Source organism: Legionella wadsworthii DSM 21896 = ATCC 33877 (assembly GCF_000701265.1).
Lineage (GTDB): Bacteria > Pseudomonadota > Gammaproteobacteria > Legionellales > Legionellaceae > Legionella > Legionella wadsworthii.
Genome location: NZ_KL370759.1, coordinates 125,866 through 142,153 on the forward strand (window position 1 = coordinate 125,866; position 16,288 = coordinate 142,153).

The following is a 16,288-nucleotide window of genomic DNA, read 5'->3' on the forward strand; positions in this document are numbered from 1 at the left end:
AAACATGTGAAACAATTCGCTTAGGTCATACATCGGAACATTATTAAAAGAAACTAACCGCGCCAAGTTCTAATAAAGCATTAGATAGTGGAAGTAAAGGTAAACCTAAAATAGTATCTTCATTTCCTATCACCTGTTTGAATAGCCACTTGCCCTGGCTTTCATACTGATAACCACCGCAGCTATGGTAAGGTTTCTCAGTTCGTAAATAATCCTCAATCATGCTTTCAGTTAAATCATGTAGTGTTAAATAAGCTGTTTCATGATGTTGCCAAAGCAATTGATCATTCTTTGCAATGCAAATACAGGAAATCTGTAAGTGCTCTTTACCACTAAGTAAACGCAATTGCGCTACAGCCTTAGAATGGTTTAAAGGTTTATTCAATAAGGTATGATCCAGCAGGCAAAGTTGATCTGCACCGATGATGAAATGCTCAGGATGCTTTTTGCTTACATCCAAGGCTTTATTAGCTGCAAGCGCATAACCTAATTCTAATTTATGGTTTGTATCAAAAGATGCCTTAATTGCTTCTTCATCACAATGAGAGGGCACTACAGAAAATTCAATCCCCAAAGATTGAAGTAGTTTGAACCGTATGGATGAACTCGAAGCAAGAATGATTGGTTTTTGATGTAAAAATTTAGACATACACAGCAACCAATGCCATAAGTAAAAAGCCAATGATAACAAAACTGAAATCTTTGAGATTGCAGCACCGTTCTACCATCACACACCGTTCTAAACCATGCAATGTGCCCAGATACAAAAATGTTCCTGCTGAAGCAGCAATTAAAATAGGATCAAAAACAGAATTAGTTTCCACTCCATGACCAAAATACCAACCGAGATAAATTCCGAGAGGAGTCATTAAACTGAACAATATAAAAAATAAAAGGCTGGTATTCATATTCATAGAGCTTTTATTTAATTGAACTGCAACAGCGAAGCTTTCTGCCCATTTATGCGTGATAATTGCAAGAAAAATCATGATTATCATGGAATTATATTGAGACAATCCCAAGGCAGCTCCCAGCATGATGGAGTGAACAGAGAGCATGCCCCATGCCAGTATGGCAAAAGCCGGATGTTTCGTATTATGGTGATAAAGCTCTTTACCCAAATGTTCGAACCAGAGGAAAATTAAAAATACTGCTCCGGTAATGATAAAGGCGAAAGGATAATGGTAGCCCATCTTTTTAAATAAAGAGTTTGCATCAGGAAGCATATGTAATAATCCTGCTCCCAAAAAAACCCCAGTAGCAAGGGTTTCTCCTACGGGAAAATCTATATGCTGGTCCTCTTTTATACGTTTTCTAAAGGGATACCAGCCCGCAATTAAAATGACTATGAAAATTGAGAATGCAAAAAAAATCTTTAAACTGGTAGCTGATACCATTGTTTATCCTGTTATTGACTCGAAACTTATTGTCTGGATTTTAGCCTGAGTGAAGTATAACGAAACCTGATTTTAAAGAAGATTTCTATCTGAATACTCCAGGTTCCGCTATGCGTCCCCATATTTTCAAACACCAGCAACAACCAAAGTTAATTAAAATCGGTAGTTTAGTTGTGATACATGGCCTCATGCAAGCTAAATAAACGAACTTCTACAATATCAGACTGCAGCTGTAAAGCTAAAATCACTCGATGACGCAATTCCTGCCATTGGGTAAAAGTTTCGTCACATATTATATCAATTCCAATTTTTCCGTCCAAATAATGCAGATTCCAAAATAAAATTTGAGGAAAATCAATATGTACTGCATTCAGTAAACCCTTTAATACCTTTCGGCTGGGTAAATGTAGCGAAGGACTGGAGCGTTCATCATCTTCTGGGTCCACATGAACAATGACGTCTTTGACACTTTCTATTTGATCGATGAGCGCATGGTGAACATGTTGGGCTATGTAGTGTCCCTCAGAGACTGAGATTTTTGGTGAAACTAAAATATGTACATCAATTAATACATCCTCTCCCATAGAACGGGTTCTTAATTGATGTATTTTTTCAACGCCGTCTACACCTTGTATTACTTCTTCAATTTTACTCGTCAATTCTGGGCTGACTGCAGTATCGACCAATTCTTTAACACTATTCCATGCATAATCCCATCCCATTTTAACTATCAAAAGACCGACGATAATTGCAGCTAGGGCATCAAGGGCGCTGTAACCAAGAATACTGCCAATTAAACCGATTAAAACAACAAGAGAAGCCGCCGCATCCGAGCGATGATGCCAGGCGTTTGCTTTAATTAATTTAGAATTGATCTTCCTGCCAATGTATAGAGTGTAGTGAAATAAAATCTCGTTACTCATAATGGAAATAAAGATGATAGGAAGAGTGAGCCAATTGGGTTTTATATAATTGGAATGGAGCAAATCATATATAGAGTCCCAGGCAATCCCAATACCCGCAGAAATCAGTAAAAGTGATAACAATAAAGTTGCAGCGGTTTCGATTCGCTGATGGCCATAAGGATGGCTTTCGTCTGCATCAAAACTGCCATATTTTGAAGCAAATAAAACCATCACATCTGTAAGTAGATCCGATAAGGAATGAACTCCATCCGCAACAAGTGCGTGGGAGTGAAAAAAATACCCCCCAATCAGTTTAATAATACCAAGCATTGCATTTGAAATAGCACCTAAGAGCGTTACCTTTTTTGCTTGCCAGTATCTGTCGTGATGCGCCATTTTAATATTTAAAAAAGGAAACTTGAATTTAAACTCTTTAGCGATTCTAAGTTTCAATATTAATTCATTGGTACCTATTTAAGCATGCTTCTGATTTTTTTTATATTAAAAGTTTTTCAAAAGGGGGGACGAGCAACATCCCTGATAACGCGGCGGAATATTCATTGGATGATGATTTTATAGAAGCTCCAATCTTTGCACACAAAGTTATCCACAGATTTATGAAGATAAATCGGGGTGGGTAGGGCATAAGAAAAACATATAACTGGCTTAAAAATAAAGATTTTTTTTAAATAATGGGAGATAATCTTGTGTATGGAATAAAAAGTTATCCACAGAATTCTTTGGATGAGTTGAACGAAACGGCTTCATATAGTAACAAAGAAAAAATTAAAAAACAGTATTGACATGAAAATTGCCCATAAAAAATTTTGAAGAAAATTTTCTATTAGAACTAACTCTGATGGATAACCTTTCTATCTAAAATTTTTAGAGAGCACTTTGGCGGTTTCTGGAGCAGGCGTAACCAATCATATTTTACAAGGGGATCTACATCATGTTCACAGGATTATCCACAGATTTTGTGGATAAATGATTTATCACCTAAATATTAAAAGTCAGTAAAAGCCCTATAGGATAAGGATCATTGTTATTTTCAAAAAAAGTGATTTTTTATTAAACGCTATGATTTGAGAAGTTATCCACAGGATGCGTTTTGGAGGAAATATATTGCTGTTGGGAGCTGAGTAAAGAAAAAAACAATCTTGAATTAAATGTTTTTAAGTTGTTCATTCAGAGTTTGGGATTAAGTTGTTGAAAGAAAATTGAAAGAAGCACGTTGTGAGGTTTTGAAGCAATTGGAAATTCTTCTTATTTTACAAGTCGTTCTCTATTCTGTACACAGAGTTATTCACAAATTTTGTGGATAATTTTTTTTGATTCAAATCTCAATTCAATGAATTATAACCCTTTATAATAGTAGGATTTGTGCTGGAGTTGATGCATATATGGCTGAATTGTAAAATCCAGACCAAAAAAGTTATCCACAGAGTGGGAATTGAAGGGTAGAGAATATGCCCTACCATATTAGCAAAGATAAAAATAAAAAACAGTCTTGACTTGGTCCTTTTTTACAATATTTTATCCTTGTAAAAACTGTTCAAAATGACCTAACCAACGTTGCGTGATTTCCCGGGCAGTTAGGGGCGAATTTTTCATAAGATTTTTAGCAATTGCAGACAAAAGAGGGAGGATACCGCTATCGCGTTGAATGTCTGCAATTTTAAATTGCCGATAACCCGTTTGACGCGTTCCAAGAACTTCGCCTGCACCTCTTAACTCCATATCTTTCTCAGCAATAATGAAGCCATCTTGAGTTTCACGCATAATTTTTAATCGTTCTGCACTTTGATGAGAGAGGGGAAATTGATAAAGCAAGATGCAATGAGATTGAATATTGCCTCTCCCCACCCGACCTCTTAATTGGTGTAGTTGAGATAAACCAAGTCGCTCTGCATTTTCAATAATCATAAGGCTTGCATTAGGGACATCTACGCCCACTTCGATGACTGTAGTGGCCACTAATAAATTTATTTCACCACTTTTAAATGCAGCCATGGTTGCCTCTTTTTCCAATGGTTTCATTCGCCCATGGACAAGGCCTACCCGTGCACCGGGAAGTTGTTCTTGTAAAGTACGTGCTGTTTCCGTAGCTGCCATGCATTGTAATTTTTCGGATTCTTCGATTAAAGTACATACCCAATAAATTTGTCGCCCACTCTCGAGCGCAACATGTAATCTTTCAATCACTATTTCTCGTTTACTCTGGTTTAATACAGCGGTTTTGATCGGTGTACGGCCAGGAGGTAGCTCATCAATAATGGAAATATCTAAATGAGCAAAGTGCGTCATAGAGAGTGTGCGAGGAATTGGTGTTGCGGTCATTAATAATTGATGGGGCAATAAATTATTTTGTTGGCCCTTTTGTTGTAAAAGCAAACGCTGCGTTACCCCGAACCGATGCTGTTCATCAATAATAACGAGACCTAAGCGGGAAAACTTGACTGTATCTTGGAATAATGCATGTGTTCCTATGACCATGTCACAGCTGTGATCTGCAAGTGAAGCAAATGCCATTCGCCTTTCGCTCAGTTTCATTTTTCCACTGAGTCTTAATAAGCGAATACCCAAAGGTTCTAGCCACCGAATAAAATTATGGGTATGTTGTTCAGTAAGTAAGTCAGTGGGTGCCATGAAAGCTACTTGTAGTCCATTGCTGATTGCTTGCAACGCTGCAAGAGCTGCTATCAGTGTTTTTCCTGCACCTACATCGCCTTGTACCAAACGCAACATCGGTTTGGTTTTCATTAAATCTTGGCTGATTTCATCTGCTACACGATACTGTGCTTTAGTCAGTTCAAATGGAAGCGAATCTAGAAAGCGCTGGATTCGATTTTTATCAGCCGTTAAAGCAGTTGCATGGAGTGAATTTCTTGATTCCCTGGCAAATTGCATACTGAGATGTTGTGCCAATAATTCATCAAAAACCAAGCGTTTGAGCGCAGGGTGGCTACCCTGTTCCAGAGATTGAATTGGAATATCTGGAGGAGGATTATGCAGCAATTGAATTGCTTCCCCGAAGGGCAAAAAATTATAAGTTTGCAACTGTTCTGGATGCATCCATTCCAACTGTGCAAGGTCCTGTTGACAACTTTTCAAGGCGATATTGACCAATTGCCTTAACCGAGTTTGACTTAAACCCAATGTACTTGGATAAATTGGGGTAAGGGTTTCATTCACCTGAAATTCATTTTTATCCTGAAGTAATTGATATTCAGGATGGATCATTGTGAGGATATTATTAAATTCACGGATTTCACCAAAGGCAATAATCATGTTACTGTTGTTGAAATTATGGATTTGATTTTTATTAAAATGAAAAAACTGCAGTTTTATTAATCCTGTTTTATCTTCAACATAACAATTTAATATGGCACGTTTTCCTGCTTTGATTTCCGTTTTACATACTTGCCCCGCAATCACACACCATTCATTTGCACGAAGATCTTGAATGGGTGTTATCCGGGTTCGGTCTTGATAACGGTAGGGTAAGTGGAAAAGCAAATCCCGAACTGAATGGATGCCGCATTTGGCAAGTTTTGATGCGAGTGCAGGTCCGATACCGGTTAAATTGTCACAAGGTTTAGATAACACTGCATTCATGAGTTTAGATAGGGTATTTAAGTGTAACCTATAGTTGGTTTGGTAACAAATTTACTGGTTTAAGGAAAATTCAATTTGTGTTGGATAAGCGATAAACCTTTTCATATGGTACAAAAAAGCGCATAATAGCATCATTTTTTTATGGAAAACTGAGTCGCATGAAACATACTATAGAGCAGCTTTTAAAACACGCTTTAATTTCATTACAAAAGTCAGGCGAAGTACCTGCTGATTTGGATATTGAAATCAAAGTAGATCGTTCAAAAGATTCCGCTCATGGTGATTATGCCAGTAATTTAGCTTTAATATTAGCAAAACCATGTCGTCAGGCGCCCCGCAAAATTGCTGAATTATTAATGCAAGCAATACCTGCTGATCCCTCAATAGAAAAAATTGAAATTGCCGGAGCAGGTTTTATTAATTTCTTTATTCGTAGCAGTTCCCGTTCTCAGATTATTGGTGAAATACTGGATAAAGGTGAACTTTTTGGACGCAGTACAGTGGGGCAAAATCAAAAAGTGCTCGTCGAGTTCGTTTCTGCGAATCCAACTGGCCCTTTACATGTAGGTCATGGCAGAGGCGCAGCTTTTGGCGCAACTTTAGGGAATGTTTTAAAGGCAGCAGGTTATGATGTGACATTAGAATATTATGTCAATGATGCGGGACGACAAATGAATATTCTCGCTGCCAGCGTATGGTTGCGTTATTTGGAGCTGGCTCAGGAACCTGTGGTTATCCCTGCCAATGCCTATAAAGGAGAATATGTTTCTCAAATTGCGCATCAATTTTTTACAGAACATGGTAAGGAATACGTACATCCTTGGGTTACTGTGGTTGAAGGTTTACCTCTAGATGAACCGCATGGCGGAGATAAAGAAATTTATATCGATTCTTTAGTCAACCGGGCAAAGCAGCTGTTAGGGATTGAGATTTTCGCTCTGTTTCATCAGCATGCATTAAATACAGTTCTTGACGACATCAAAGATGATCTAGCAGAATTTGGTGTAAAATATGACAGTTGGTTTTCCGAACAATCCCTTTTTGAAGATGGTTCAATTCAGAAAGGAATTCAAGCGCTTAAAGACAGTGGCCATACTTTTGAAAAAGAAGGCGCACTTTGGTTCAGGGCAACAGATTTTGGAGATGAAAAAGATAGGGTATTGGTGCGTGCAAATGGCCATACCACTTATTTTGCTTCTGATGTAGCTTATCATTGGAATAAATATGACAGAGGTTATGACCGGGTCATTGATATTTTTGGCGCAGATCACCATGGATATATCACCAGGCTGCGTGCGGTGGTGAACGCTTTAGGACATGATGAAAGTGCACTGGATGTATTATTAGTTCAATTTGCCATTTTATATCGAGGTTCTGAGCGAGTACAAATGTCGACACGTAGTGGTTCCTTTGTCACCTTAAGGGAGTTGCGCCAAGAGGTAGGCAATGATGCAGCGCGATATTTTTATGTTTCTCGCAAGTCAGAACAACATATGGATTTTGATTTGGATTTGGCCAAATCAGAGTCAGGCGATAATCCAGTTTATTACATTCAGTATGCTCATGCACGCATATGTTCTGTATTGAGACAGTTGAAAGAACGAGGTTTATTTTGGGATAAGACGATTGGGTTGAAACATATTAATTTGTTAAACGAATCCCATGAAACCCACCTGGTTTCTTTAATTAGCCGTTATCCAGAAATTATAGAATTGGCGGCTGCTCATTGCGAACCGCATCAAGTAGCGTATTATTTACGTGAAGTAGCCAATGGGTTGCATAGTTATTATAATGCTGTTCCACTTTTGTGTGAGCAAGAGCAATTACGATGCGCACGCCTTTGTTTACTCGAAGCAGTGCGGCAAGTAATAAAAAATGGTTTGGATTTATTGGGCGTATCAGCTCCTGAGAGTATGTGATGACAAAAGAATATGGAAATAGGCGTTCTTCACGGTCGCGCGGTGGTGCATCGAACCAGTTTCTCGTGATGACGCTCACTTTTTTAGTAGGGTATTTGACTGCTTCTTTCTTCGATATTGAGACATTAAGCCATTGGATAAACTCCCAAGTTGTGGCGCATCAAGAAATTAAAAAAGAGCCTGCGAAACATCAGGCCCAAAATTCAGCGATCCCACCAAAACCCAAATTTGAATTTTATACTCTTTTGACAAATGAAAAAGTTCCTAATTCACAACCCAACGCGAATACTGCAGCACCTTCCCCCACTGCGACAAATCCAGCTGTAGCAACGCCATCATCCGCGTCAATTACAACACCTAATGTGAAGACAGCTTCGGTGAATGTGGCCAATGCAGCCACTTCGGCAGCAGCACAAGTAAAAAACAATTCTTCGAAAATTCAACATTCACTGGGGGTTAATAAAAATGCAACTGTAAGATCGAACGCGACAATTGAAAAAGGTAAATTTTTAGTTCAGGTTGCCTCCTTCAAAGCACGTAAAGATGCAGAGCAAATGAAGGGTACATTAATACTGAAAGGGTTTAGCGTCTATATTATCCCTGTAAGCCATGCGCTTAAGGGTAATTGGTTCCGGGTAGTGGTGGGACCTTATCCAAATCGTTCCCTCGCCCAACAAGCCCAAATCGCTTTGGCGAAAAATGAACGTTTACATGGTATGGTTACAGCGGGTGGGTGATTGTTCGTTCTCTTGTTTGAACTGGATTAACGGCGAACAATGACTTGAATATTTTTTGCATTTTTAACGGCGTGGGGTTTACTCACCCCCACTGTAATCTTTGATACTTTAAATTGTCTTTTTATTTGATCGGCAATTTCATTAGCTACCGTTTCAATGAGTTGAAAGCATTTAGATTGAACATAATCAGTCACATGGGCACAAAGCGCCGCATAATCTATGGTTTTATTCAAATTTTCCTGACACGCACTGAAATCAGTCTCAATTTCAATATCAATTAATAATTGTTGATTAATGCGTTGTTCCCAGGCGTAAACACCAATTTTGGTACTGACCTGAAGCTCTTTAATATTTAGAGAGTCCAATATAAAAATTTCCTTCTCAAACTATGAACCCAGGATTTTATCTAAATAATTAACCTAAAGTATAGAGTATTTGCTATTTTCTCTCCTCCTCAGCTTATCGCAGCACAAGAACATAGCCTGCGGCTCCAGGAAATATTGATTAATGACTCAATGGATTCTCTGCTGGGTTTGGAGGAGTATCTGATTTGGAACATAAGCTCATGGCTGCATGTAAACCGAGCAAGGGTAGGGACAGAGCGAGAGTAACCGCCAAACTGACAATCATTTTAGCCAATAATATCGGGGCTGCGACAGTCCCTGCCATGACTCTTAGTGATGTATGCACCTCTTCATTTAATGCCACACGCCACAACGAAGAAGCCAGAATAGGAACAAGAGTCACATCAATGAGGCCTAAAGCAGGTAAGCCTGAAAATTCATCATCAAACTGGTTGCCCGACATGGCATGGAACGTGCTCTCGAAACGAGTCATTAAACTGGAAGAGGGAGAAAATAGTAAACGCAAATGATTGTATCTGCTTTCACTTATGAATTGACTTATCTTTTTGACACTGAATTTATGGATATCCTCTTGTGTTAATATTTGAGATCGAATCTGTTGTTCTTTAGTATCCAAAGATAATTTTACTATAGATGTTTGCCTTTCTTCAGCTTGATGCTGTGGAAAAGTGTAATTGACTGCTCCAGCAATCAATTGCCCCATAACCACAGAACCCTGCTCGTTAGGTTCAATTTGCATGGTGTGGTTTCCACCTAAAGGATTTAAAGACGAAGTGACGTCCACAAAAACAATTTCTTTTTCTTTTGAGGCGGCATAAGTTAATATGTCGCGATACAGATCATTCATGGTCTCTTCAACCATAGTAAAAGGATCGCGTCCTTTTCCTTCAGCTCGCGCCAGATGAGAAAATCCAGTATAGATAAAATATGGCGTGAGTTTCGTGATTGAAGGATAATATTGGGACAATAAGACGATCCGGCTAAGTTGTGGATTATTTTGAATTAATTCATCAATAATTTTTTTATAATCCTCCAATATCTTCTTCTTCACTTCCTCAAAGCTCTGTGAAATTGAAAGTTTTGCTTTTTCCGGGGTTATTCTTAAAAGGAGTTCCGTGGTATTCATTTCCCTTAGTAGTGTATTTGCTAACGCTTCCCGATAATTATTGCCCCCTACACTTAATACAGCAACATCAGGTTGCCATGCTGCAACTGCATTCAGTTGATGTACCTCTTCTCCCTTGTGATCCTCATCAATTGGAAGAACCTTGGCGAGCGAACAAGGCTCCATTAGATCATCAGTTGTCGCACCATCTACCGCAAAATTTCCAATATCATAGGATTCTGATCCATGAGAAAGGGCAACTGCAGTTTGATGGGTTACTGTATGCGTCTTCTGAGAATAAGGTTTGTTTTTATCAACCCAATATCCATTATCCAAAGTAGAGTCACCCAATAAAGCAACTTTCTTTGGTTTTTGAGTATTTCCTTGCACGTGCTTTACTCTGCCTGTGTCTTGGGGATACCCTGGTGCTATTGCTTGAGAAGAATTTTTAACCAATCCCATAACGCATCTCTTTGTATCAAAATGTATGTAGATTATTATTATACAAATGATTCATAAATAAATCATAATTTATAGTGAATTTTTTTAGAGCAGAGATCTTTGTAAATATGTTAGCATAAGCACATTTTAAAATTCCGGGATAGTATGATGTATGATCTGAATCAATCTTTGTTCCTTCGGGCTTTAAGAAGACAACCCGTGGAAAGGACTCCGGTATGGCTGATGCGTCAAGCTGGTCGTTATTTACCTGAATATCGAAAGACTCGAGAACAAGCAGGGGATTTTTTAAGCCTGTGCAAAAATCCAGAACTTGCTTGTGAAGTCACTTTACAGCCTTTGCGGCGTTTTGACTTGGACGCAGCTATTTTATTTTCTGATATTTTGACCATCCCGGATGCGATGGGATTAGGATTGTATTTTGCCGAAGGTGAAGGACCTTGTTTTCAACATCCATTACGCAATGCACAGGCCATTGAGAATTTACAAATTCCAGAAATGAATTCATTGTCCTATGTTATGGACGCAGTCCAGCTTATTCGTCAAGAAATGCCAAAAGAGCTTCCTTTGATTGGTTTTGCGGGCAGTCCTTGGACCTTGGCTTGTTATATGGTTGAAGGGAAAAGCACCAGAGAGTTTAAACGCGTGTTGCAAATGGTCTACTCGGATAGTAATGTGGCACATTTATTACTGCAAAAACTCGCTGTTTCAGTTACCCATTATTTATGTGCGCAGATTGAGGCTGGAGTTAATGCCGTGATGATTTTTGATACTTGGGGCGGAATTTTGACTCCAGTAAATTATCAACAATTTTCCCTCGCCTATATGGATCAAATCATAAAACAAATAAAAAAAATCTATCCTGAGATCCCCATCATTTTATTTACCAAAGGTGGTGGTCAATGGTTAGAAAAAATGACTGGCACAGGTTGCGATGCATTAGGGATTGATTGGACCTGTGACTTAGGTCAGGCACGTCAAAGAGTAGGGGAGCAAGTATCCTTGCAAGGAAATCTGGATCCGGTGGTCTTATTGACATCCAAAAAATGTATTAGGGAACAAGTAAAACAAGTATTAGAATCCTTCGGATTCGGGACAGGACACGTGTTTAATTTGGGGCATGGAATAACGCCGGATGTTCCTCCGGAACATGTCGCTGCCATGATTGAGGCTGTTCATGAGTTGAGTCCTCAGTTTCATCAAGTATAACGGTAAAAAGCAGTTCAGGAGTTAAGAGCTGCGTTGTTGTTATTCACAACGGGTATACAAAAAGCTTTAAAATAATTTAAATTGTGTTAATATTAATCAGTTTTAATGATTAATAATTGATGTATGCGCCAGAAAATTACTCAACCTATTTTTAATACTCAACTCAATCCCCCTGTTGATGGCAGGGGAGATATTAAAGTTTTTGTTTTCCAGCCCGATGGACATTTTTTATCATCTTCTTTTACGGAACGTTTACATTTATTAGAAACAAGAATTCTTCTGGCAAAAAAATCATTAGAGGAAGAAGGCAATCTGGAAAACACAATTCCGGGGGATAAAATTAAAAAATCGAAAAGATCCTGGTCAATTTTTTCTAAAAAACAAAATCAATCTAAAGAAAAGAACAAGTCAGCCAATACACTCATAGAGAAACCACCGAAAGCAATATTCGTAGCTCCTGAATATTTATTCAAAGACGAGTCGCAATTCAGTTTTAAAAAATACTACACACAAGGGCAAAAAAATGAATTTAAAACCAAATTGCAAGAGCTCTCTTTGGATACAGACATGTTGATTGTACCCGGTACAATTTGTTGGTACAAAAAAGCAAAAAGTGAGTCGAACAATTATTTTCGGAATACTGCTTATTTTTTCTATCATGGACAGGTTGAAAAATACAAAAAAAGATACCCTCATGGGATGTTTGATTTTGACTACACTGATGAAGGCTTTTTGGATTTATTAGATTTTCGTCGATCTTATTTCAAGTCCGGATATCAGGATAATCCAGTGAAAGACTTTTCTGGAATGAAGATAGGTGTTGAAATTTGTTATGATAGTGTACAAAGTTCGTTGTCTCAGCATGTTTTTGCCACCAAAGAAGTAATCCATGTTCAACTTATCATCGCCGATGGTGCAAATGAAGCGGTTCATGTCACAACACCAGGGACACTTTTAATAAAGGTAGAAAAAAATCCAAGCTTAACGGAGATAGGTACAATACAGTGTACGGACTCTGATGATGTAAATAAATTACAACCCGCTTTTTCTTTGGGCGATGCAGGAGTAAAAGATTTAACTTGTTTTAAATTTAACAAATGAGTCATTGAAAGGGCCTGCGGTTGATATAAAAACTTTCCTGAATGAATGAAAAGAGGCCGAATGACAAAAATAATATTCTATCTATAAATGTCCTATGACTTTTAATTTTTTTCTACAAGCCTCACGTGATGTACCGTCTCTCTCTAATTGCCTCTTATTAAGCTATAAACAATTTGTATTGTGCATATACAAATTATCAATTTTACTGGCATAGCTGAAGATTATAAAATGCTCTAATAGTACTTAAATTAAACATATAGGAGCAGCTATGATAGAGAAGACAGATAATTTAGAAACATCACCGGGTACTGAAACCAGTTATTCAGGAACTATTGAATATAACCCCGTTGTAAGTACTTCAATGGAAGAAGAAAACAATAATACGGGGGAGCGGGTTGCAGGAAACGTCTCCACCGTTTCACGGGTTCCAAATAATGAGACAACCATGCTCCATGTGGTTACCCTATCCAATAGGAAGTATACGGAAGACATGCTTCTAAACCGTATAGAGGAGACAGGTTTATTGGATGACTATATGGCTGGTATGAAAATGAAGCAGAAGAGTAGGGATTGGATTGAGTGTTTCTCAAGAGATGCTCTGGTGCAAATATTTACTACATTTCCTGCAGTCTATGAGAGTTGTTATCATCACATGAGTGACTCTCTAGGGCCTGTTGTAAAAGATGTTCGCTTGTTTGATGATACATTTTGTAATCTTTTTGAAAATGTATTGGAAAAGGCCAAGAATATTAATCTGAAGCATGGTTGGGCATGGGGTAATGATACTCCTGAATTCCATGAATTTGAATTTGCTATATCGTTGTTAGATACCTTTTTGCAAGAGGATTCTCGAGCAGCCACACGTAATGAATTATCTTTATCACACGTATTAAACAAATTCGCCGATTCTGAATTTGTTAATTTAAATAACTGTGGATTAGGTTCTGTTTGCGATCAGTTACAAAAAATTAAAGATGGACGATGTAGTGCGGGATTTCCAGAGCAATTATCCAGAATTTATACAGCTCTTTCACTTGCGCGAACCGTACTTTTTTATGGAAATGTGATTGCAAAACAGCAAAAGGAAGGAAGTAACTGCAGAGTTTGGGATAAATGCAGCGCTGCTACATTTTTCAAAATGAAAAAAGTACTCAGAGAGGAATTGGAAGCGCCCTTGTATCATGGTCATATTGATACAGAAGCGACTAAAAGTCTACTCACGAAGGAAGGCGACTATTTGGCCAGATATTCCTCTAATCAGAAGAGCTATTATTTCTCCGTTTTGGTAGATGTGTCGCACGGTATCAAAAATGTCCAGAACATTGTAATTCCACCGAATAAAGTGGAGACTTGGTTAAAAAATCCACTGGCGAACTGTGAAGAAATAGAAGGATACATTCACCAAACATTAACCAGACAGCAACAGTCAGACAAAATGCATGAGGCACTCAAGCAAGTTCTGGGTCATTTTTTAGCTAAAGTGAGCTATTCTCCAGTGCTTAATCCTTTACGCGACTTGGATGTGTTTTATACTTCCTCCAGAGCAGGTTAATCCTGCTTTGTTTGAGAAACACTAAATAAAAAATACTTATTTTTAAAGAGAAATTAAAATGAACCCCGGTAATCAAATGAAAATCATGATTCATCAGGATTTAGAAAATAAAGAATTCGAAGCAATTTTGGAGGATGCCCGTAATGAGCTTTTGAAAGCCATTACTTTGAATTTAGATACGATTGATCCCAAACTTCCAACTACAATAATTCAAGAAAGGATCAATTCTATATTTTCTATTTTATCTTCATCCATTGTAAATTTATCGGATGTCAGTGCCGACATTCATGATTATAGAAGCAGATTAAGGTCCCTTGTTGTGCTTCATGATTCCATGCAACCCAATATGTTCTCAAAACTTGCGAAAACAGGTTTATTTAGTAATACTCGTGAGCAAATTAAAGGAATGTTAAATGGGGTACATCATAATATTCGAGAAACAATAGATCCTTTTATAAACAATTATCTGGCAGCACAAAGAGATCTTCTAGCAAGCTACATCGCCATGCATAATGCCTTAGAACTCTCTGAAAGAATGCAAGAAATGAGACACAAATACCCTGATGCTCAGCTTGAAATTATAATTTTAAAAAGACATGAGGTTTGTTCTGACCTTCACAAGGGATATGGTTTTAACCCGGATACTGGGCTTGATGCATTACATTTTCCACATGGTCAATCCGAGTTTGAATTATCTACCTCAAAAAGCGTACAAAACCAACAGTTACAGATTATGAAAAAGCTCGGTTACATCGATAGGGTAGAAATGATAGTTTCTCCGGTTAAGAGAGCCTATGAAACTGCCCTTTTTGCTACTTTTTCACCGGAGTTTGTAGATAAAGTGACGGTAGATAATTATTTCGCTGAAGAACAAATGAATACCACGCTTATTTCCAGTGGACGGGCATATCGTTTGCCTTCTGATGTAGCAAATGACTTTGTTGCGCGTGGATATAGAGATGTCAGACATGGAAAGGATTTTATCATCCATGGCGAAAATAAAATGTCATTTTTAGCAAGACGAAATGAAGCAGTGAGACGTCTATTATTTTCTGAAATTCAGAAAAAAAGTGGGGTCCCAATGAAAATTATAGTCGGGCATGGAGGAATGAATCATGGGATAATGGTTTATCTAAAAGAGAGTATAAAAAATAATAATATTCCGCCGAGTCCTAAAAAATTAGATTTTGGTGGACAATACAGCCTCATTATTGCTAAGGATAAAGACGGGCATATCCTCGCTTTAGATGATGTTGGTAAAATGAATCGATATGGGTTTATAGAGCAAAAATCTCGAGAACAAATAGCGGATACCAGTATAAAGGAATACATTGAATATTTAGAAAAGTCTATTCAAAATGCAACATCGATGGAACAAAAAGCCATGTTTCTCTTTCGACGTTGTATGATCGAACCTGATTTGAACAGTTTAATTCAACTTATTAATAAGGCGGAAAATCTTTCTTTGATGCTTGACATGCTCCCTTTATTTCAATGTGAGTCAACCGAGGATGTAGAACGTGCTGATTGTATGTTAGATATTTTGATAGAAGCTCATTACAAACAGGTGGAAAAAAGAATACAGGAACAAAAAAAATCGTTCACCTTCTGGATAACCTCAAGTATTTCCAATTATGCATCTGGAAAATTTCCCGAAACTCAAATAAAAATACTGGATCAATTACGTTTAATTAGGGCAAAAAAACCGGAAGATATCTTACAAGCCCTCGAAGATATTATGAATCAATCAGAAAAAGAATGTAAGGAAGGCAAAGTAACGAACCTGTGTCGCGCAAAAATCACCTTGGAACAAAGGAAAAAGGACTTGAACCCTATGCGCCCGGAAACCGATGCATCGGAATCCTTGAGCTTAATTTAATGAATTAGCTTGTACAAAAAAAAAGGACCAAGGTAAAATAAC

At 37.9% G+C, this 16,288-nt stretch carries 12 protein-coding genes; 6 read left to right on the forward strand and 6 right to left on the reverse strand.

Annotated features, from left to right (window positions below):
* Positions 1-43: 43 nt before the first annotated feature.
* From BU07_RS0106625 to recG, 4 genes are all read right to left on the reverse strand, one after another.
* A complete protein-coding gene (locus BU07_RS0106625; protein WP_031564478.1) occupies positions 44-649 on the reverse strand; it encodes a Maf family protein in 606 nt (201 codons plus the stop codon).
* Positions 642-1,397 carry a ZIP family metal transporter gene (locus tag BU07_RS0106630; protein ID WP_031564480.1) on the reverse strand — a complete coding sequence of 252 codons (756 nt, stop codon included), beginning with the start codon at positions 1,395-1,397 and terminating at the stop codon, positions 642-644. The genes BU07_RS0106625 and BU07_RS0106630 overlap by 8 nt, the downstream gene beginning before the upstream one ends.
* A gap of 167 nt (positions 1,398-1,564) precedes the next feature.
* A complete protein-coding gene (locus BU07_RS0106635; RefSeq protein ID WP_031564482.1) occupies positions 1,565-2,698 on the reverse strand; it encodes a cation diffusion facilitator family transporter in 1,134 nt (377 codons plus the stop codon).
* A gap of 1,140 nt (positions 2,699-3,838) precedes the next feature.
* Complete coding sequence (recG, locus tag BU07_RS0106640) at positions 3,839-5,911, reverse strand: ATP-dependent DNA helicase RecG (RefSeq protein WP_031564484.1); 2,073 nt, start codon at positions 5,909-5,911, stop codon at positions 3,839-3,841.
* A gap of 167 nt (positions 5,912-6,078) precedes the next feature.
* Here recG and argS point away from each other — a divergent pair, with 167 nt between their 5' ends.
* The gene (argS, locus tag BU07_RS0106645) at positions 6,079-7,839 is read left to right on the forward strand and encodes an arginine--tRNA ligase (RefSeq protein ID WP_031564486.1); all 1,761 of its coding nucleotides are present in this window, start codon (positions 6,079-6,081) and stop codon (positions 7,837-7,839) included.
* Positions 7,839-8,576: an SPOR domain-containing protein gene (locus BU07_RS0106650; protein ID WP_031564488.1), complete on the forward strand. Its 738-nt coding sequence runs from the start codon at positions 7,839-7,841 to the stop codon at positions 8,574-8,576. The genes argS and BU07_RS0106650 overlap by 1 nt, the downstream gene beginning before the upstream one ends.
* A gap of 26 nt (positions 8,577-8,602) precedes the next feature.
* Here BU07_RS0106650 and folB read toward each other — a convergent pair whose 3' ends face one another.
* Both folB and BU07_RS0106660 read right to left on the reverse strand, forming a co-directional pair.
* Positions 8,603-8,941: a dihydroneopterin aldolase gene (gene folB / locus BU07_RS0106655; protein WP_031564489.1), complete on the reverse strand. Its 339-nt coding sequence runs from the start codon at positions 8,939-8,941 to the stop codon at positions 8,603-8,605.
* Positions 8,942-9,080: 139 nt separating this feature from the next.
* The gene (locus BU07_RS0106660; RefSeq protein ID WP_051635496.1) at positions 9,081-10,508 is read right to left on the reverse strand and encodes an SGNH/GDSL hydrolase family protein; all 1,428 of its coding nucleotides are present in this window, start codon (positions 10,506-10,508) and stop codon (positions 9,081-9,083) included.
* Positions 10,509-10,655: 147 nt separating this feature from the next.
* On the opposite strand from BU07_RS0106660, the gene hemE reads away from it, so the two are divergent.
* The 4 genes from hemE (at position 10,656) to BU07_RS0106680 (ending at position 16,246) form a co-directional block, all read left to right on the forward strand.
* Entirely contained in the window at positions 10,656-11,714 is a 1,059-nt protein-coding gene (gene hemE, locus BU07_RS0106665) for a uroporphyrinogen decarboxylase (protein ID WP_031564493.1), read from the forward strand.
* 123 nt (positions 11,715-11,837) lie between these two features.
* Positions 11,838-12,815, forward strand: a complete 978-nt coding sequence (locus BU07_RS0106670; protein ID WP_051635497.1) for a carbon-nitrogen hydrolase family protein — start codon at positions 11,838-11,840, stop codon at positions 12,813-12,815.
* 268 nt (positions 12,816-13,083) lie between these two features.
* Positions 13,084-14,367, forward strand: coding sequence for an SH2 domain-containing protein (locus BU07_RS0106675; RefSeq protein ID WP_031564496.1), 1,284 nt, complete (start codon positions 13,084-13,086; stop codon positions 14,365-14,367).
* Positions 14,368-14,425: 58 nt separating this feature from the next.
* Positions 14,426-16,246, forward strand: coding sequence for a hypothetical protein (locus tag BU07_RS0106680; RefSeq protein ID WP_031564498.1), 1,821 nt, complete (start codon positions 14,426-14,428; stop codon positions 16,244-16,246).
* The last annotated feature ends 42 nt before the right edge of the window (positions 16,247-16,288 follow it).

What these genes read in the sequence shown, in the direction of transcription:
- BU07_RS0106680 (WP_031564498.1), top strand. Translation starts at nt 14,426, where the DNA reads ATGAACCCCGGTAATCAAATGAAAATCATGATTCATCAGGATTTAGAA.
- hemE (WP_031564493.1), top strand. Translation starts at nt 10,656, where the DNA reads ATGTATGATCTGAATCAATCTTTGTTCCTTCGGGCTTTAAGAAGACAA.
- BU07_RS0106635 (WP_031564482.1), bottom strand. Translation starts at nt 2,698, where the DNA reads ATGGCGCATCACGACAGATACTGGCAAGCAAAAAAGGTAACGCTCTTA.
- BU07_RS0106625 (WP_031564478.1), bottom strand. Translation starts at nt 649, where the DNA reads ATGTCTAAATTTTTACATCAAAAACCAATCATTCTTGCTTCGAGTTCA.
- BU07_RS0106660 (WP_051635496.1), bottom strand. Translation starts at nt 10,508, where the DNA reads ATGGGATTGGTTAAAAATTCTTCTCAAGCAATAGCACCAGGGTATCCC.
- BU07_RS0106670 (WP_051635497.1), top strand. Translation starts at nt 11,838, where the DNA reads ATGCGCCAGAAAATTACTCAACCTATTTTTAATACTCAACTCAATCCC.
- BU07_RS0106675 (WP_031564496.1), top strand. Translation starts at nt 13,084, where the DNA reads ATGATAGAGAAGACAGATAATTTAGAAACATCACCGGGTACTGAAACC.
- BU07_RS0106630 (WP_031564480.1), bottom strand. Translation starts at nt 1,397, where the DNA reads ATGGTATCAGCTACCAGTTTAAAGATTTTTTTTGCATTCTCAATTTTC.
- argS (WP_031564486.1), top strand. Translation starts at nt 6,079, where the DNA reads ATGAAACATACTATAGAGCAGCTTTTAAAACACGCTTTAATTTCATTA.
- BU07_RS0106650 (WP_031564488.1), top strand. Translation starts at nt 7,839, where the DNA reads ATGACAAAAGAATATGGAAATAGGCGTTCTTCACGGTCGCGCGGTGGT.